The 17,804-nt window shown below is 45.5% G+C and carries 15 protein-coding genes and 1 pseudogene; 9 read left to right on the forward strand and 7 right to left on the reverse strand.

The window, feature by feature from the left end:
• Window positions 1-110: 110 nt before the first annotated feature.
• The 3 genes from AC6I8Y_RS19080 to AC6I8Y_RS19090 all read right to left on the reverse strand — a co-directional run bounded on the left by AC6I8Y_RS19080 (window position 111) and on the right by AC6I8Y_RS19090 (window position 3,194).
• Window positions 111-1,049 (reverse strand): universal stress protein, encoded by a 939-nt coding sequence (locus AC6I8Y_RS19080; protein WP_498022683.1) that lies wholly within the window; start codon window positions 1,047-1,049, stop codon window positions 111-113.
• 190 nt (window positions 1,050-1,239) lie between these two features.
• Entirely contained in the window at window positions 1,240-2,532 is a 1,293-nt protein-coding gene (locus tag AC6I8Y_RS19085; protein ID WP_498022684.1) for a DEAD/DEAH box helicase, read from the reverse strand.
• A gap of 80 nt (window positions 2,533-2,612) precedes the next feature.
• The gene (locus AC6I8Y_RS19090) at window positions 2,613-3,194 is read right to left on the reverse strand and encodes an acyl carrier protein phosphodiesterase (RefSeq protein ID WP_394151186.1); all 582 of its coding nucleotides are present in this window, start codon (window positions 3,192-3,194) and stop codon (window positions 2,613-2,615) included.
• 360 nt (window positions 3,195-3,554) lie between these two features.
• On the opposite strand from AC6I8Y_RS19090, the gene AC6I8Y_RS19095 reads away from it, so the two are divergent.
• The 3 genes from AC6I8Y_RS19095 to AC6I8Y_RS19105 all read left to right on the forward strand — a co-directional run bounded on the left by AC6I8Y_RS19095 (window position 3,555) and on the right by AC6I8Y_RS19105 (window position 6,710).
• Window positions 3,555-5,084, forward strand: a complete 1,530-nt coding sequence (locus tag AC6I8Y_RS19095; RefSeq protein WP_394151187.1) for a hypothetical protein — start codon at window positions 3,555-3,557, stop codon at window positions 5,082-5,084.
• A 111-nt stretch (window positions 5,085-5,195) separates the two neighbouring features.
• Window positions 5,196-5,939, forward strand: coding sequence for a VP0952 family biofilm-associated protein (locus AC6I8Y_RS19100; protein ID WP_394151345.1), 744 nt, complete (start codon window positions 5,196-5,198; stop codon window positions 5,937-5,939).
• Between the two features lie 162 nt (window positions 5,940-6,101).
• A complete protein-coding gene (locus AC6I8Y_RS19105) occupies window positions 6,102-6,710 on the forward strand; it encodes a DUF6198 family protein (protein WP_498019049.1) in 609 nt (202 codons plus the stop codon).
• A 21-nt stretch (window positions 6,711-6,731) separates the two neighbouring features.
• Here the strand turns inward: AC6I8Y_RS19105 and AC6I8Y_RS19110 are convergent, their stop codons facing one another.
• Window positions 6,732-7,304, reverse strand: a complete 573-nt coding sequence (locus AC6I8Y_RS19110; RefSeq protein ID WP_498022685.1) for a dioxygenase family protein — start codon at window positions 7,302-7,304, stop codon at window positions 6,732-6,734.
• Between the two features lie 272 nt (window positions 7,305-7,576).
• On the opposite strand from AC6I8Y_RS19110, the gene AC6I8Y_RS19115 reads away from it, so the two are divergent.
• Both AC6I8Y_RS19115 and AC6I8Y_RS19120 read left to right on the forward strand, forming a co-directional pair.
• Window positions 7,577-7,951, forward strand: a complete 375-nt coding sequence (locus AC6I8Y_RS19115; protein ID WP_234497839.1) for a hypothetical protein — start codon at window positions 7,577-7,579, stop codon at window positions 7,949-7,951.
• 162 nt (window positions 7,952-8,113) lie between these two features.
• Window positions 8,114-10,102 (forward strand): U32 family peptidase, encoded by a 1,989-nt coding sequence (locus AC6I8Y_RS19120; protein WP_498022686.1) that lies wholly within the window; start codon window positions 8,114-8,116, stop codon window positions 10,100-10,102.
• A gap of 57 nt (window positions 10,103-10,159) precedes the next feature.
• On the opposite strand, the gene AC6I8Y_RS19125 is transcribed toward AC6I8Y_RS19120, so the two are convergent.
• Entirely contained in the window at window positions 10,160-10,339 is a 180-nt protein-coding gene (locus AC6I8Y_RS19125) for a DUF6435 family protein (protein WP_498022687.1), read from the reverse strand.
• A gap of 241 nt (window positions 10,340-10,580) precedes the next feature.
• Between AC6I8Y_RS19125 and AC6I8Y_RS19130 the strand changes: the two genes are divergently transcribed.
• The 3 genes and pseudogenes from AC6I8Y_RS19130 to AC6I8Y_RS19140 all read left to right on the forward strand — a co-directional run bounded on the left by AC6I8Y_RS19130 (window position 10,581) and on the right by AC6I8Y_RS19140 (window position 14,003).
• Window positions 10,581-11,210: a DUF1349 domain-containing protein gene (locus tag AC6I8Y_RS19130; protein ID WP_498022688.1), complete on the forward strand. Its 630-nt coding sequence runs from the start codon at window positions 10,581-10,583 to the stop codon at window positions 11,208-11,210.
• A gap of 64 nt (window positions 11,211-11,274) precedes the next feature.
• Window positions 11,275-12,660, forward strand: a pseudogene (locus AC6I8Y_RS19135) (TldD/PmbA family protein).
• Window positions 12,660-14,003 (forward strand): TldD/PmbA family protein, encoded by a 1,344-nt coding sequence (locus AC6I8Y_RS19140; protein ID WP_498022689.1) that lies wholly within the window; start codon window positions 12,660-12,662, stop codon window positions 14,001-14,003. The pseudogene AC6I8Y_RS19135 and the gene AC6I8Y_RS19140 overlap by 1 nt, the downstream one beginning before the upstream one ends.
• 202 nt (window positions 14,004-14,205) lie before the next feature.
• Here AC6I8Y_RS19140 and AC6I8Y_RS19145 read toward each other — a convergent pair whose 3' ends face one another.
• Entirely contained in the window at window positions 14,206-15,393 is a 1,188-nt protein-coding gene (locus tag AC6I8Y_RS19145; RefSeq protein WP_498022690.1) for a hypothetical protein, read from the reverse strand.
• A gap of 385 nt (window positions 15,394-15,778) precedes the next feature.
• Between AC6I8Y_RS19145 and AC6I8Y_RS19150 the strand changes: the two genes are divergently transcribed.
• Window positions 15,779-16,534, forward strand: coding sequence for a PDDEXK family nuclease (locus AC6I8Y_RS19150; RefSeq protein ID WP_498022691.1), 756 nt, complete (start codon window positions 15,779-15,781; stop codon window positions 16,532-16,534).
• A gap of 260 nt (window positions 16,535-16,794) precedes the next feature.
• On the opposite strand, the gene AC6I8Y_RS19155 is transcribed toward AC6I8Y_RS19150, so the two are convergent.
• Complete coding sequence (locus AC6I8Y_RS19155; protein WP_498022692.1) at window positions 16,795-17,673, reverse strand: LysR family transcriptional regulator; 879 nt, start codon at window positions 17,671-17,673, stop codon at window positions 16,795-16,797.
• Window positions 17,674-17,804 lie beyond the last annotated feature (131 nt).

The raw sequence follows: 17,804 nt of genomic DNA on the forward strand, positions 1-17,804 counted from the left end.
GCTTCATGATATCCTCCTGTGATTACTCACAAAATTGTGTTGCCAAGTCAGTGTTACTACGCTTGATTAACTCAGTTCTCCCTCTGGTTCTCAAAGATGTTATAGGTGCTTCAGCTTTCTATTGGTGTCTTGAAGCCCTGCGGCTTGAGTGCGACCAACGAGCAGTGGATCGATTGAAGTACGTTTTCTGCCGTGTTACCGATCACAAATCCAGATATACCCGTTCGAGCGACAGTACCCATCACTAACACGTCTACATCACGCTCTCTTACACACGTTGGAATCTGATCATCCGCTTTTCCGTGAAGATGGTGGATGACAATACTTCCTTTTATTCCCGATTCATCAATCAAAGCTTGAAGCGCGTCTTGATGTCGAACTCTCTCTTCTTCAACTTCTTTCGCCACATCTTCATGCTCGATCTTGATCCAGGTGTTTCTGTCTATATAATTTTCCATGTAGTGTTGCCAGCACGAAATAACATGAAGCCTACTGTCGCAACTATCCGCGATCGAACGCGATAGTTCTAACAGCCGCAGGGCTAAGGCATGTTGTTCCTGTGACGTAGCGACAGGGTCAATCGCAACCGCTACCCGTCGTTTCTGCTTGGGCTTGGAGGTAGGTCTATGAAGCCACACCGGGCTTGGACATTTACGCAGCAACGTCATGTCGATCGCTTTGAAACCATCGCCACCATCGGTGATTGGTTCCGCTTCTTTGATGACTAAGTCGTTGTGGTTGTTGAGAACATGCCTAATGATGCAAACCGCGGGCTGTTCGCTACTTTGAACCTCAATCGGAAAAAGCACCTCATCATCTGACAGACCAACGTCATTTTTGGTTTTAATCACGCTTTGGTTCAGTGAGTCTTGCAACGAGCTCTCATAAGCATGCTGATATTCGGAGAGATCATCTGGAAAGGTGGGACTGGCAATCAACCCCTTAACTGGAACGCGATTGTTGGCCGCCAGCATAATCGCCTGCGCCAGTGCATCACTGTGTCCCGGCAAACCTTGGGTAGCAAATAGTATGTTCTCAAATCGTCTCATACACTCCTCCTTGGTTGCACAAATATTAACCAAGCCTACCCCTTAATGGCTAGTTAACAATTGTAACCATAAATTAACAAGTAATAGTCATTCTCATTAAAAGACTGATTGTATGAGACAAAAAATTCCGTTGGTAGAGTGTAAAAACCAAAAAAGACAGGCCTCAGCTTGTCTTTTTTAGTTGGTCTTTTTAGCGTTTCTTACCGCGATTAGCGTGTATCTTTAGTTTCGCCTTCATCTTGCGCTTATCTGCGCCTCGACCTCTTCGGCGTGGTGCTCTATCAGGATCTATTTCTGATTCTGGGCTTGGTTCAAACCCTGCTAGCCATTCTTGAGGTAAGCGATTGTCGAGCAAACGCTCTATCGCCTCTAACAAGTATTGTTCATCGTGGCTCATCAGCGAAACGGCAAGACCTGCCTGCCCTGCGCGTCCTGTACGACCGATGCGGTGAATGTAGTCTTCGGCTTTATACGGTAAGTCGTAGTTCACCACTTGCTCTAGCTGTTGGATATCCAAACCACGCGCTGCAACATCGGTCGCGATCAATGCTCTCACTGCGCCCGACTTAAAGTCGTCTAGCGCTTTTTGACGTGCTCCTTGGCTCTTATCGCCATTAATGGACACCGCTTTAATACCATCTAACTTGAGCTCTTTAGCAAGTGCATCACTGCCTTGCTTGGTTTTAGTGAACACAAGGACCTGCTGCCAGTTACGGGAGCCAATCAAGTAGGCAAGCAATTCGTGCTTACGCTTCTTATCAACGGGGTAAACCATCTGTTTTACTGTGTCTGCCGTCGAGTTCGCTGGCGTAACTTGAACCTCTACTGGCTGATTCATAATACGATGCGCAAGCGCTTTAATACGCTGCTCAAAGGTCGCCGAAAACATCATGTTTTGACGCTCTTTTGGTAGCCGTTTTAGGATACGGTTAAGGTCCGGCATAAAGCCCATGTCTAACATGCGGTCAGCTTCGTCTAGCACTAGGTATTCACACTCGGCGAGCGTCAAGTTACGAGTGTGCTGATGGTCAAGGAGACGACCCGGTGTTGCCACTAGAATGTCGGCACCACCACGAAGATTCTTAGTCTGCACACCGATGCTAGTGCCACCATACGCGACAACCACTTTTAAATCGGTTGATTTGGTGAGCTGAACCAGACTATCAAAAACCTGTTGAGCCAGTTCACGCGTTGGCGTGAGTATCAATGAACGGATTACCTTACTCTCTGGCTCTCTCGCTTTAGGCTCATCCAGCAACTGCTGAATCAATGGCAATCCAAACGCTGCGGTCTTACCCGTACCTGTTTGTGCACCTGCCAGTATGTCTTTGCCGTCCAATACAAAGGGAATGGCTTTTTCCTGAATCGGTGTCGGCGACGTGTAGTTTAGGTCAGCAAGGTTTTGCTTTAACGTATCGTTAAATGCAAAAGCATCAAAAGAGGACTGCTCACTGGCAGTATCGAGTAAAGTCTTGTCTGTCATAACGTCGCCAACAGGAAGTATTCAAAAGGGTCGCGAGTGTAACAGAAACCAAGCGCTAGGTTAATGCTATTCTCGCCTAACTACTTGCGAGTTTGTTGTTTTGCCTTCTCTAGCACCTCAGGGTACAACTGATTGAAAAACTCTGAAAATTCTTGATAGTGCATTTCAAGTTGTTCACCACACTCTGCCAATGGTGCCATGCGCATGCTACGCAAGGACATACGCTCCAAGGCAAACTTGATGTTATCGAACTCTTGATACGACTCTAGCCAGCGCCCTTGCCACATATGTGTACTCATTCGAACAAATCGATCAGGTAATGGTGCAGGTGTCCGCTTAATGGTCAGTTCAGCATTATCAACAAACCGAATGAGAGACTGGTGATGAAATCGAGACCAGTGTTTTGCAAGGCAGTGATCCCAAAACATATCCATCGCAATCGGGGCGAACCGTTTTAAGTCAGAGTCGAACAAGGTTTTACACTGCTTCATAATGAAATGGTTGTCAGTGTATGAATCTACAAATCGATGCAACATGATGCCTTGGGCAATATCGTCTTGATAGTGCTTTGTTGGGTCACCTTTGACAAAGTCTCCCAATAAGTTGCCTAATAAGCTACTACTGCAATGCTCTGCGATGTGTAAGTGTGCGAGAAAGTTCATAGCTCTCCATATATTAATGCTTTACATCATTGTGAGATGCTAATCTATCGACGTCAAATGAAGGTATGCACTCGACTTCGCATTCAACCGTTATATCGAGCAAAAACCTCGAAAAAACAGAAGTCCCCAAAAGCACGCAAATTTGCCAACTTCGCTTACCATTTGTTTTTTAAGGACTTTCATAAAATATTACAGATAACCACAACCAATTGAAACCGACCTCACATTCATTTGTATGATTAAATGTTTCAGCCGTTACATTTTTGAAGTACATCACACCAGTGAATTCTTATAGGATCGCCGCCATAAATTTATGGCTCGCTAATGCTGCCATTTTCAAAGACTTATCTGGTGTAATTAATGGAACACTTTTCATATCTGATTTCTTTTAATCATTTATTGTTTTCAATGGTGGCTGTTGTCATCATGGTTCTGCTTTCAAGAACCATCGTCGCTAATACTAAGTACTCAGCTGTTTTAGTTATCGTTGTACTTGGTCTGCTTATGGGTACCTTGTTTGTAAAAACAGGTCTTGCTACCCCGGGACTTCAAGAGTTCCCAGCTATCGTGCTTTTGAGCCAAACGACCGTCATTGCCTTGATCGCAACATTCTTTGTCGGTGGACAAGAAATCCGTCGCCTGCTTTCAAAGGAGACAGGTCACGTTGATGTGTTAGCTGTCCCTGCAAAGAATGAAGTTTTCTTTGGCACCACGAGTACTCAATTCGTATACATCATTCGCGCGTTTGTATTGCTGATGGGTATCGAGATGATTTCAGCGTTACTAACAGGTCGCAGTGCTTCTCACCCAATGGGTGAATCCTACCTTGCGATGGCGTACCTGTGTATCGGTGTTGCCATCATCTTCGTCGATAGCAAAAAAGAAGTCGCTAAGATGCGTACCTACCTATTCAAGGGTGTGGTCGAGGTTCTGACGATCGTCATCATTATGATGTTGTCGCTAAGACTCTCTCACCTAGTTGCTAGTGTGATTGGTTTGCCGCAAATCTTCTTCGCGATGATCATTTCATCTGGCTTAGGTATGTTGCTTCCACATTGGAAAGCAGGCCCGACACTGAACTCACTGTTGTTTGCAGGCATCCCAGTTCTACTAACCGGTACTTTCTTGGTTGGTGGCTCACACATGCTTGAAGCATTTAGCATTCCAGGTCTACAAAGCGTTATCGTTTATGGCTTTGCAGGTCAAATGTTCTGGATGTTTGGTGGTCTAACTATCCTTATCTTCCTAGCGAAAGCGAACCACGTTCGTAACCTAGCACCAGGTATGGCAGGTGGTTTATCTCACTCAGGCTTAACAGGTGCATGTACTGCTGGCGACTTCGGCTACACGGCAGCAGCGCGCGCTCCAATCATGATCAACATTCCATTCCTTGGTCATATCTTTGTATTTACTATTCTTGCAGCAAGTGCAGAGCGTGGCGCGTTGCTTGTTGGTTGGACACTGCCTCTCGTGCTTGCAGGATTGGCTTGTGTGTACCTTGCAACCAAGAACCTTCGCAAAGCAAATGGTGACCATGCAGTTGAAGTAAAAGGTCTGATGCAGTTCTCGTTTGGCTGGCAAATTGTTGCGGTATTCGGCAGCTTCACGATTCTACACTTCGCAGGTATGCCTATTGAGCACGCATCGATGGCAGCAGCTTCTGGTCTGTCTCACTTCGGCTTGTTCGCGGCAACACAAGGTGGAATGTTTGGCGATAGTGCGGCAAGCATGATCACCTTCATCTTCGCGACACCATTCTTGGTGCATCCGTTGGTATTTGGTCTGTTTGGTAAAGCAACTGAGAACAACGGTGAAATGTCGAGCAAAGCGGTACTTATTATCTTCACTCTTGGTACGATTGGTGTGCTTTACTCAGCACTTTCGATCTAACGCTACTTTATGGACCTAACCTTCGGGTTAGGTCCTCATTTACGTTTTACATTCAAACGAAAAGCTCTGTTTCTGTGACTAAGGATTTCACTTCTTTAATATAAGAGGGTTCTGATGTTTTCTACTTTGCATTTTGTCATCACCACTTTACTCGCCATCACCTGCGCTAAAGCGATTGGTGTTAGTGATGGTGATATCTCTGTTCTCGCATTAGTCATTCCAGCGCTATGGATACTGCCACGTAAAGGTGCCAGTGGACTTGTGCTTCTTGCTGGAATGCTCTGTTACGGGCTCACGCTACCCCATCAATCCATCTCTCTATCTGTGACGCAATGGACGCTGTTCCCACTGCTCTTCGTCGCATTCTCAAAACGCAGCAACCGTAACGTCCGAATCATTACCGCCGCCATCGTTAGTGCCTTACAAACGGGCATCATGGTCAGTCAGATACTCGGAACACTCGATGGCTCTCCACTGATTACTCTGGTTCAAATGGTCTCTATTTGTGTCATCTGGTGGGCGGCGAGACGCAAGAACACTTCTCGCAAGCAAAATTGGTGGGTATTGGCACTCATTTTACCGCTATGGTTTACCGATCAGGCTTATACCATCGTCGTCGCTCTTTCCATCACTGGTATTATTGCGTCACTTGAAAGCCTATCCGAGCTAAAAGGCTTTCGCTGGAGTAAGCTCATCTATTGGACTGTGCCAGCGGTTGGCTTTGCAACCTTGGTGGTATGGTCAAAGGTCGAAGTACCCCATCAAGTTGTTGTCGTATGGATGTGTTTATTGGCAACCGCATGGATGACAGATTACATTCTTCGCAGTATGGAAGTAGAAGCTAGACGGGGCTAAAACAGCCTCGTTAGCCACCTCATGTGTAAATCTAACGAAACACTCATTAAAAATCGAAAATTCGCCACGTTATCGACATAAGTATCCATAGAAGGCTAACATCGCCGCCAATCATTTGTAACAACACGCCCCTTTTGGCGTCTATAAATTGGAATTTTCTTTATGGATAAAGATCATAGCCTGCGCGAGAATTTGCTCGCCCTAACGCTCGGGAGTGCTTTGGTATCTCTAGGCGTTATCTTCTTTAATCAAGTTGGCTTGTTAACAGGCGGAACAGCGGGTCTTGCCTTGTTTATTACTAAGGTCACCACGCTTAGCTTCGGACAGGTATTTTTCGCATTAAACCTGCCTTTCTATATTTTGTCAGTCACCCGCATGGGGTGGCAGTTCACCATCAACACCTTTATCGCGGTTAGTATCGTCTCTTTCGCTGTGGACCACTTACACCACGTCATTCAGATCTCGCACATTGAGCCTATATATGCCGCGTTAATAGGTGGTGGGTTAATCGGTATGGGCATGCTTGTCATCTTTAGGCATAAGATGAGCCTGGGCGGGTTCAATATTCTGGCGCTGTTCTTACAAGAGCGATTCGGTATCCGTGCGGGCAAAGTGCAAATGGCACTGGATTGCTCCATCGTTGTTCTTTCCCTATTCGTCGTCGATATCTATCTGATTGCACTCTCTGTGTTGGGTGCTATCGCAACCAATCTTATCTTGGCGATGAACCACAAACCTGGGCGTTATCAACCCGTACAGAGCGGCGCATAAATGCTAAATAGATGGGCAACGTCAGACCACAAACTGGAACTGCGTTGTCCACTCTCCTTTGGCATCTTTGCTCACATCCATTTGCAGTAAATCTCGCTCACTTCCGCCCCACCACTCGTTACCTGTTTTGCCTTTCAGATAAAGTTGCGTCGTCAACAACTCTCGTTGATTCTGCCAAAGTTTTACATGTATGTGCGGAGGTCTGCCTGTGTAGGGGACTGGAAATAGAGTCCTAAATTGAACCTGCCCTCGTTCATCACTTTGAAGTGCGCCAAAACCTGCGAAGTTTTTGTCGAATCTCTCAACGTTAGGTTGCCGTGGATGGTCATAAACCCCTCTTCCATCACACTGCCAGATCTCAACTCTCACATTAGAGATTGGATTGCCTTGAGGATCTACGACTCTCCCAACCAAATTCATGCTTTCACCTTCGACTTCATCGCTCTCTATAATCAAATCTGAGCGAACGGGAATAGTCGTCACTGGGTAAAAGGGACCTTCTGCTTGAGATGGCGTTTTTTGTAGTTTTGTGTTTGCCAGTACCGGGCTAGCAACAAACACAGAGCACAATGCTAGGAAATCACGTCGTTCCATCTGTCCAAACTCCACATTAATGATAATAAAAGTGTGGTACGGATTTAACCTCTTCGCGAGTTCAAAATTGCTTAAGAATCTATCAAGTAGAACGTGAGCGCCGAGTTGCCCTACTATTCGAAATGTTTTTCTGTCATTATGAACAAATGAAAAGCCTGACTAGTAGTGGTAAGGCAAACAATGTCACGAGACTGAACATTTTGGCATCGACTCACTTTTCATGCCTAGTCAGTGACGATAAAAACATCCCAGTCGAAGGAGTAGAATCAGCGATGACTTACGAAACAAAAACCATGGAAGTACCTGTTGCTATCGCAGACCGTGTACAGGCGTTGATCGACGGCTACATTGCCAAAGAAAAGTTTAATGCTGAGCGACGCGAGGTCGTAAACAACCTACTCGCTATGGATGGACTGAGCTGTGAGATGGCGGTGTACAGCTTACCTCAAGATGAACTGATGGATACGCTTCGTTTTGTGTATGAGTTGTCTGGTACCAACAGTCGATTCGTCAAAAACATCCTAACGCAAACGCGTGAAAACCCAACGAAGAAGCTTTCTGACTCTCAGCGTTCTTCAGCAAAAAGCTTACTGTTCAACCTACTTAACGACCCGTCAGTGGTCTCTGCAATGAAAGAAATGCAGTAATTGAGCTTTACTTTAACGAAAGGTGGCAGATGCCACCTTTTCTCTTCTTAGCGCCATTTCATAAACCTTCCTAATTCCCCCAAAAAACTACCTCCAATTAACTAACGAAATTCGTCACTATTTCCTGTAGACTACGCCCTCACTTTTTCTAGGGGTATGGTCGTGACACGAGATCAGTTTGAGTTATTAGCACCGGGCGGTGATGTAGAATCAATCAAAGCAGCAATTGCAGCGGGTGCTGATGCGGTCTACTGCGGTCTGGATCGTTTTAACGCGCGTAATCGCGCCGCTAACCTGACACTAGATAACTTAAATGGCGTTCTCGAACTGGCTCACGCCAATCAATGCCAAGTTTTCCTTACCCTTAACGTCCTAATTCTCGAGAGTGAAATTGCAGCGGTAATGAGGCTACTCGCCCAGTTAGTCGAAACAGACATCGATGGCGTTATCGTTCAGGATCTTGGCTTAGCCTATCTTCTAAAACGCCATTTCCCTACGTTGGATGTTCACGCATCAACTCAGTTAAATACCCACAATACAGGGCAAATTGAGTACCTTAAGAAGATGACCGCGAGTCGCGTCAATCTATCCCGAGAGTTGAACATCGATGAAATTGCTCATCTCGCACACTTTGGTCATCAACATGACGTTTTGATGGAAGTGTTCGTTCATGGCTCCTACTGCATCGGTTTTTCTGGTCTTTGCTATATCAGCTCTGCTCGCAATGGCGCCTCAGGCAACCGCGGTCGATGTAGCCAACCATGCCGAGAGCAGTATCAAACCACTAAACAAGGTTATGACTACCCGCTAAACCTCAAAGACAACTCCGCATTTGGCGATCTACAAGCGCTTGCCGATGCTGGCGTGTATTCGCTCAAGGTGGAAGGCCGAATCAAAAAGCCACATTACGTTTACACAGTCGTCGACAACTGGCGTAAGCAGATTGATCGACTGTGTGACGGTGAAACGCTATCGCAAGACACAACTGAACTCTACACAGTGTTTAACCGCGATTTTTCAAACGCGTTTTTGAAAGGGGATTTTGGCAAAAGCATGTACATTGATAATCCAAGAGATAATGCCGTCACGCATTTCTCAAAGGTCTATCAATGCACCAGTACCGATGATGTTCAAAGCGTTAAAAAGCGTCTGTACGACAAGAAAACCGATATTATCCAACATGTTGATGCCGAGATCGCTAAGATGGACATCAACTCAGATCGCCCGAAAGCCAGCTTAAAGGGAGTCATCGAAGCTCCAAAACTGGCAACGCTTCCGAATAACCCTGAGCTAACCGTGACCAAGCCTCTCTCTGTATTGATTTCAGAACGAGAGGATGTAGTACTCGCGCTTGAAGACAATGTCGATGTTTACTTTCAGCTCCCTATGGGGCTAAAAGCAGAGCTGCCTGCGATGATGGCTCTGTTTGAGAGTAACCCGAGATTAAAACCATGGTTCCCTGCCATTTTGATCGGCGATGATTATGAAGCGGCGAAGGTGTTTCTCGAGACTATCAAGCCCTCTTTGCTCATTACCAACAACTCCGGTGTTGGCTTTTATGCGCAAAGCAATGGCTTGGCGTGGGTTGCCGGTCCACAAATGAACACTACGAACTCATACACACTCAAGTGTCTTGAAGAAGAATACTCGGCCGCTGGCGCATTTTTATCTAACGAGTTGAGCAACAAACAGCTTCGCTACATTCGCAGACCTAATCAAATGCGTACCTTCTACAGCGTGTACCACCCAAATACGCTTTTGACTAGCCGTCAGTGCTTGTTCCAACAAACTGAAGGCTGTAAGAAGATCAAAGTCAATAAGGGTTGCTTGCGACGCTGTAACAAGCGCACCTCTATCATCAACCTGAAAGACAATCCTTACGTGGTTCAAAAACAAGGAGGCTCGCACAACTCTATCTACAGTGATTTGAACACGTTAAATTTAGATGTGCTTAGTGATCATCGTGATCTCATCACGGATGTATTTATTGACCTACGAGACATTCAAACCGAAACCAAGGTAATAGGTAGTAAGCTTGATATCATCAGTGCATTCCAAACAGAGTTGACTCGAAGCGTTGATGAATCATCGAATGCTGTCACAACGCTGATCGCACCGACAAGAAACCAACAGTATCAGAAAGGCATCTAGTTCGGCGTGTCCAGCTACTAACGGCTAGCTACTAACGACTAGCGACAAAGCCTTAACCTACTGAGAATCGGAAGTAGAGAGCTTTTTAATATGAACAAAGAGCTCCTCTGCCTCCGCTGTGAGTTTAGAGTACATCCTGATATCGCCATTTCTCTGAGCACGCATCGCTTGCTCTAGCAACATTGAGTGTCTTTTCTTTAGTTTTCTCGCTGGATCTCGTTTTAAGAATGAGAACATCGTTAACTCCGTTTGATTGTGTTGTCTGATTTACGAAGCTTTATCACAAACAGATTCATCTCCAACGATAATCACGCTACTTTCTCTATATCTCGTGCACTCGTGCTGGTTGAATTTATTGCTCTAATCGCTTGAAGGAGCGAGAAAAAGAGACCATCATGGACTGTAGGGTAAACAGAGATACCACCAAACACCCCAACCCTACCTATTCAAAATTTTTTCCAAGAGCGAGATACCCTAAATGGTTGATTTCACCAAAGGCACATGGATTTTTGAACCCGAAACCAGTCAAGTGACGGACACGTCTGTGTCGATTACCACAGAGCCGGAAACAGACTTTTGGCAGCGCTCATATTATGGCTTTAGGAACGACAACGCCCCAGCATTATTGCTTGAGTCTAGTGATAACTTCTCATTCACCACAAAAGTGAGCTTTCAGTATCAGTCTCAGTTTGATCAATGTGGGCTAATTATCTATTTGGATAGTGAAAATTGGTTCAAAGCATCCATCGAATATGAAAACGAGTCATTTTCTCGACTCGGCAGTGTTGTGACCAACCTTGGTTATTCTGACTGGGCGACAACGGATATCCATCTCCCTAGTGAGATCTGGTACCGTTTAAGCCGACGTGGTCCTGATTTTTTAATCGAATCCTCGCTTGATGGCGTACATTTCAAACAAATGCGTATTTTTCATCTTCATAAGCTAGGAGAAACAACGACAGAAATGGGTAAATGCAACCCACCAATGCCGACGAAATCATCGGTAAAATTTGGTGTGTATGCGTGCAGCCCGACACCATCTTCGTTTACCGCAACTTTCACTGATTTCACTCTAGAGCCAAGTCAGTGGCTTGCTCACCCAGCTTGATATAACATTATGATATTCCTATTTATTAGGAAACACTTGGACCTTCTATTAACAAGGAGACTTCATGTTAAATTCTGAAACGGCGAAAGCAGTCATTGATCACGCCCTCTTTCTCGGCGCTGATTTCGCAGAGCTTTTCGTCGAACACCATCAAACCAATTCTGTCCAGATCGCGTCTGGCGAAGTCGATAAAGTGAACTCTGGTATCGATTTCGGTATTGGTATTCGTCTCTTCTTTGGTCACAAAGTGTTGTACGGCTACACCAACAACACTGATGAGGCTGAACTAAAGCGCGTAACGTCACTACTCGCAGCAAAAGACAAGAGAGAGCAAATCGCAACAGCGGGCGCTTTGAATCTAAACCGCTACCCAGTTCAACACGGGTGCCGCTTGCCACTGAGCAAAGACGCCAACTTGGACTCAAAAATTGCGTTTCTACTAAAAACCGATGCAGCAGTTCGCGCAGAAAGTGAATACATCACGCAGTTTATCGGCAGCGTTCTGCAGCGAGAGCAGCAAGTATCTATCTTCAACTCAGAGGGCTTACACGTTGACGATACACGGCATTACATCCGCGTGTCGGGGAACTCCGTGGCTCAAAAAGGTAATGAGCAATCCTCTGGAATGGAAGGTCCAGGCGCACTAGCAGGCTGGGAGTTTAGTGAGCAGGTAGATGCGAAAGAACTCGGCCAGACCATCGCCCAACAAGCACTCGTTAAACTCGGTGCCGACGCCTGCCCATCTGGTGAAATGCCTGTAATCATTGGTAATGGATTTGGTGGCGTTATCTTCCACGAGGCCTGTGGGCACTTACTCGAGACCACCTCTGTCGCCAAAAAAAGCATCCGTCTTCCATGACAAAATGGGTGAAATGATTGCGCATACAGCGGTAAGTGCCGTTGACGATGGCACGATGACTAATGAGTGGGGCTCTATCCATGTCGATGATGAAGGCATGCCAACGCAGCGTACTCAATTAATCAAAGACGGTCAGCTCACTAGCTTTATGGTTGATAAAATGGGCGGCATGAAAACCGGCTTTGAGCCAACCGGCTCTGGACGCCGCCAAAACTACAAGTTTGCGCCAACGTCGCGAATGAGAAATACCTTTATTGAAACTGGCGAACATTCACTAGACGACATGCTAGCGGGCGTAAAACGCGGCATTTACGCAAAAAAATGGGTGGTGGCTCAGTTCAACCAGGTACTGGAGAATTCAACTTCGCGGTTCGCGAAGCGTACTTGGTGGAGAACGGCAAAATCACTAAACCGCTTAAAACCGCGACCCTTATCAGTACTGGTCCTAAAGTACTCAAAGAGATCAGCATGGTAGGTAAAGACATGGCGCTGGCACCAGGTATGTGTGGCTCTGTTAGTGGTTCAGTACCAACAACGGTTGGTCAGCCTTCGTTAAAAGTGGACAACATTCTAGTGGGAGGCGGAAACTAATGAGCCAAGACAAACAACTTCTCAGCGCTGTTGATTACGTCCTCTCAGAGGCAAAACGCCAAGGTGCAGAAGCCGACGTTATCGTCAATCGCAGTAACAGTTTCTCACTTAAAGCCAACCAAGGTCAGCTAGATGAATACAAAGTCAGTTCAAGCCAAGTACTTGGTGTTCGAGTTGTCAAAGATACACGTATTGCAACTAGCTATTCTGAATCATTAGAGGAATCCAGCCTAGATTTGATGCTCACCAACGCGCTTCAAAGCGCTCGTTTCTCCAAACAAGATGAGCACCAAACGATCAGTTGTGTAGATAGCAAGATCACCACGGATATTGCAGAAATCGCGCAACAAGATACAACGTCTGCAGATGACAAAATCGCTCTGTCTCTTGCACTTGAAAAAGGCGTTCTCGCCTTACCTCATGCTTCAAGCGCTCCTTATAACGGTTATGCGGATGGTGAAAGCCAGCTGATTCTTGCCAACACTCAAGGCACGCTATGTCAACACTTTGAGCGTTCGTTTAGTTGCTACGCTTACACTTTGTTCGAGAGAGACGGCAAGCAATCGATGGCTGGTAAAGTGTCGGTTGGTCGACGCTTTGACGAACTAGATCCTAACTACTGTATCGAACAAGGCTACAACCTGGCACGTGACCTCCTTGACGGCGCACCGGTTGCTACTGGTGAATACTCTGCAATTTTTGATGTTGGTGCACTAAGCAGCCTATTCGGTGCCTTTGGCAGCGCGTTCTCTGGTGTCAGTGCAATGAAAGGCATCACACCACTAGCGAATAAGGTTGGTCAGTCTGTTGCCAGCGAGCTAATCACACTAACCGACGCAGCGTACATGCCAAACGGCATGGCCATCGCCGCGTTTGATAGTGAAGGCTTTGCAACGCAAGACAACATCCTAATCGCTAACGGGCAATTAAGTACCCTACTTCACAACAGCCACACCGCCAGCTACCTTGGTGCAGTCTCAACGGCTAGCGCGGCGCGCGGTGCAAAATCGAGCTTAGATGTTTCCACAAATCACAAAGTGATTGCTACCGGTCAAAGTAGCGCCTCTGAAGTGAAAGCTGGAGAGTATTTAGAGTTGGTTGAACTGCAAGGCGTGCACTCTGGTGCTGATGTGGTCAGTGGCGATTTCTCGTTTGGCGCTAGTGGTTTCTTATGCCGAGATGGTAAACGAGTACAACCCGTTCGCGGTATCACTGTAGCGGGTAACTTCTACAAGATGCTGAAAGAGATCGATGCAGTTGGGGATACACAGCTTGCGAATGATAGCCGCAGTTTCTTTGCACCTGATGTTAGGTTTGCAAGGTTGAGTATTGGGGGTAAGTAGTAGATTGAATGGCTTAGTGGCACAAGACCGTTTGCCACTGAGCCTAACTTGATCAGTAAATAGCCCAAGATATCGTCATTCCTGCGCAGGCAGGAATCTCCTCACAACGAGCGCCAACCTGTTTGAATAACTCAGTTTTAGACTACGTCGTGTCAGCACCGCTCAAACCTCTGTGATGTGACCTCTTTTACCTTGCTTAAACCTATTGACTTTCATACGCTTTGAGCGCTTGTAGCAACAAAGGCTTAACGACGGGATAGATTTGATTCAAGCGCAACTGATAGAAATCAAACGCTTCCTTCCATGACTCTTCGTCCTGCCAGTTAAGAGTGATTGTAGGAAGTGAAATTCTTAGCTTATCTGGGATAAATTCAGCACCCTCAGGCAGCAGTGATATCAATGATTCTCGCCTATTGTACAAGAACTCAAACAAATATTGTCCGAGCGAGTCATTTCTAAATCTAACAAAGACACCCACCTCATCGGGTTTAGAGCGGTAGGTAGTTATCCAACTGTTGTACGTCCGTGGTGGTAACTCAAACCATAGGTGCCCCTGAGTCGAAGGAGTTGGTAGCCTAACACTGGTATCTTCAAGCTCAAGATAATCAAGCAATGCACTCCAATACTCATAGGAATGGCCAGAACTCTTATTTGTCGCCATTTCATTTTGCTCGTCGGAGGATTCCAATTTCTCAGTAATTTCACCACTTACTTGATTAAACGAAATCACTCGACGCTCGGTAATTTCAGTCTTGTGCATGACTTGAGGGTTCACCAGCAGTTGTTCACCTGCCATGTGGAAAATCTGCATCTCAACCATGGCAAAGGAAAACTCCATAGATGCATTGGCATTAAGAAAGTCTTTTATTTCGAAAGCCCCCTCTCGAATACCATCGCCCACAACCAATAATAAGAAACGACCTTTCGAGAGGTTTCGTTGAACCGCATCAATGAATGGGGCTTCCGAGACTTTATGCCCACCAGACTTAACCACTTCAAAAAGAGACTGCCCACCATTAACAGCACCAACCTTAGTATCGAGATCGTTGTAGCTCCAATTCATCAAGTCTTTAGCGTAATCGAGTATCTGCCCTATTACTTCTCTGCGAGATTGAGGGTTCCGATAGAGTTTAGTTTCCACGATGACCAATCGACCCGACGGCGTCACATAGATGCAGTCCACTCGCCCCGATTTCGTGGCTAGCTCCATACACACTGGTACGGCACCAGTGTAATCTGAATCAATTTCGTAAAAAGGTAACAGGTCAGCGTTAGCAAATATAAGTCGCTGTAACCATTTTTCGTCGTAGACACCTGTAGCTTGCAACTCAACTCGTTGAAGCCTATGAACACCATTGTCTAGAGATACTATGATTGGACCACTGTTCACAAAACAACTCCGCTGTTAACTAAAAACGTTAAGGATAACAAACCATAAGGTTAGCCCAACTTGCTACTTTGTGGCGTTTGGGAAGTCTCATTTTGCTATCTGACTTACTTATTTTATTGGTCAGCGAGCAGTGCAACACGCTTATACAGTCACGCTCTTGGACTATCATTATGCAAAGGTTCGTAAATCAACTCACTTTTAGTCGATTCTAAGCCGACTGATGTGCCTAGCTCGGCTCTGCCCCAAATCAAGTTGAGCGTCTCTAATCACACGCAATGCTCTTAACTGGCTTAATTTTTCTTATTGCTCTCTAGGCTTATATCATACCCGAACGTTACAAAGGCCTATACTGTTGGGGTGTTAAGCATTTTGTGAGAAAGCATCGATGAGAAAAGAATTCGAACGTTGGATGGTAAAACAAGAACGGAAAAAACCCAATACGGCTTATCAATATGCACAATCTATCGATAAGGTATCTAATCACTTCTCTACCCACACCCAACAAAACATTGATCTATATAGAGTTCTTGATGTGGAAATATTGAGAAAGATTAAAGATGACTATTCCTTGCATGGAAAGTTTAGCGAGTTTGGAGGAAAGGGAAACGGAACAATAAGAAATGCAGTCGCCACCTATTACAGGTATCGTGTTGAATGGGCGCTAAACTCATCGATTACTACAAATGCGGCTGAAGAGGACTCTGTAGCTTCAGATAGCGAAAGTAAAACTTCAGAAGATGACTTAACGTTCAATCTTTCATACGAGCGTGATCTCCAATCCTCAATGATTCTTCAGATAGACGCTCTATTTCCCGAGTATCAAATTTATGGTGGGGAGAGCTTAGAAGGCGTTGAATTTGCAATAAACGGAAAAAGGATCGATATCCTACTAGAGCACAAAGAGAAATCGGAGCTATTAGCCATTGAGCTTAAAGCAGGTATTGGCGATTTTAAGGTCTTTGGACAAATTGCTATGTATCTTGGTCTATTAGAAGAAAGGTTTCCAGACCTCGATTGCTGTGGAGTTATTGTGTGTGGCCAAGTCGATGAATCGTTAGCGCTTGCTTGCAAAATGAGCGATCGCGTCTCTTTAAAGCAATATGAGATGCAGCTTGTCCTGACAGATTACAACCCTGGTTAATCAAGTGATTCAAAATTAAAATTGGTCAATAAGCGTGCTGACTAATGAAACACTCCTCTGCCCCATTATGAGTTACGAAAAATCGTACCTTGTGACTTACTATGAGTGTTTGCCATAAGAAACCAAATCCATAGATGGATTATTGCGCCCGGCTTTGTACCGAGAACACTAACCCCGAACGAATCTAAGGTAGAACGCACAATAAAATACGATTTGGTACTTAATGGACATCTAACTCCAGTCAAATGGTGATCTGAGAGCTATCGATCTTTTAGTTTAAGTACTTCATCTATAAAAAACTGCATCGCTGAATTAACGGGCTTTTCCGTCCGCCATATCAGGTCAGAGTACCAGTGTGCTGTGTCTTCGATCTCTAAATTAAACTTGTCTATCTCGCTATTTCCTAGTGCTTCACCACATAAAAATAGCGGCATAATCGCCCAGCATGAACAGTGTTTAACTAGCTCCAACATCTCATGTAAGTTGTTACAATAGGTCACTTTATTACTTATGTTATGCCCCTCACTCAACCTTAAATCTTTTAGGAAGTTTACTGATATCTGTCTTAGGCCACGAACCTGATGCATGGTTAATCGCTTGCCTCCCAGTTCAAGATCTCGAGACGCTACATTGGCTATTTGAAAGCTAAATGCTCTAGCAAAAGAGAGTTCATGAGGTATGGAAAAGGTACCGATACTGAAGCCAATATCTGCCTGACCAGTCAATACCCAGCTCCGAACTAACAGGGGATCACCAGTGAGTATTTTGACCTCAAGTGTCGGGAATCGAAGAAAAAGTTGCTTGTAAACTTGCGATAGCTCGGCCCCGCGCAGCGCGGTATCGATTGCCAGAGTAATTCTGCTAGGCTCGTCTTCTAATAGACTGCTTGCTTTCGCATCAAAATGCTCTAACTCGCGTAATACAGAGCGTGCATGGTCGTAGAGCTCTTTTCCTTTTTCGGTCAGTTCAAGGGAGCGGGGCTTTCTAATAAAAAGCTCAAAGCCTACCTCACTTTCCAAATTTGCGACCAATCCACTGATGGTTACAGCGTGTTTTCCCAAACTGCGGCTGGCGGGCTTAAAGCCACCCTTATCTATGGTTTCCACAAACGCACTGAGTTGTTCAATTGACGTGGGCATTGGGCACCTTCATCATAAAAGCTTTAGGGTAGGTTAAACCTATCCTTGGGGGCGTGGAGAGTCAAATCAAAGTGCATAATAATCTGTCTCATCCAAAGAGTTGCTTCAATAGGTGAAGTAACGGTAATTAA

The sequence above is a fragment of the Vibrio sp. KUL78 genome (genome assembly GCF_059725505.1).

What these genes read in the sequence shown, in the direction of transcription:
- AC6I8Y_RS19080 (WP_498022683.1), bottom strand. Translation starts at nt 1,049, where the DNA reads ATGAGACGATTTGAGAACATACTATTTGCTACCCAAGGTTTGCCGGGA.
- AC6I8Y_RS19085 (WP_498022684.1), bottom strand. Translation starts at nt 2,532, where the DNA reads ATGACAGACAAGACTTTACTCGATACTGCCAGTGAGCAGTCCTCTTTT.
- AC6I8Y_RS19090 (WP_394151186.1), bottom strand. Translation starts at nt 3,194, where the DNA reads ATGAACTTTCTCGCACACTTACACATCGCAGAGCATTGCAGTAGTAGC.
- AC6I8Y_RS19095 (WP_394151187.1), top strand. Translation starts at nt 3,555, where the DNA reads ATGGAACACTTTTCATATCTGATTTCTTTTAATCATTTATTGTTTTCA.
- AC6I8Y_RS19105 (WP_498019049.1), top strand. Translation starts at nt 6,102, where the DNA reads ATGGATAAAGATCATAGCCTGCGCGAGAATTTGCTCGCCCTAACGCTC.
- AC6I8Y_RS19110 (WP_498022685.1), bottom strand. Translation starts at nt 7,304, where the DNA reads ATGGAACGACGTGATTTCCTAGCATTGTGCTCTGTGTTTGTTGCTAGC.
- AC6I8Y_RS19115 (WP_234497839.1), top strand. Translation starts at nt 7,577, where the DNA reads ATGACTTACGAAACAAAAACCATGGAAGTACCTGTTGCTATCGCAGAC.
- AC6I8Y_RS19125 (WP_498022687.1), bottom strand. Translation starts at nt 10,339, where the DNA reads ATGTTCTCATTCTTAAAACGAGATCCAGCGAGAAAACTAAAGAAAAGA.
- AC6I8Y_RS19130 (WP_498022688.1), top strand. Translation starts at nt 10,581, where the DNA reads ATGGTTGATTTCACCAAAGGCACATGGATTTTTGAACCCGAAACCAGT.
- AC6I8Y_RS19140 (WP_498022689.1), top strand. Translation starts at nt 12,660, where the DNA reads ATGAGCCAAGACAAACAACTTCTCAGCGCTGTTGATTACGTCCTCTCA.
- AC6I8Y_RS19150 (WP_498022691.1), top strand. Translation starts at nt 15,779, where the DNA reads ATGAGAAAAGAATTCGAACGTTGGATGGTAAAACAAGAACGGAAAAAA.
- AC6I8Y_RS19155 (WP_498022692.1), bottom strand. Translation starts at nt 17,673, where the DNA reads ATGCCCACGTCAATTGAACAACTCAGTGCGTTTGTGGAAACCATAGAT.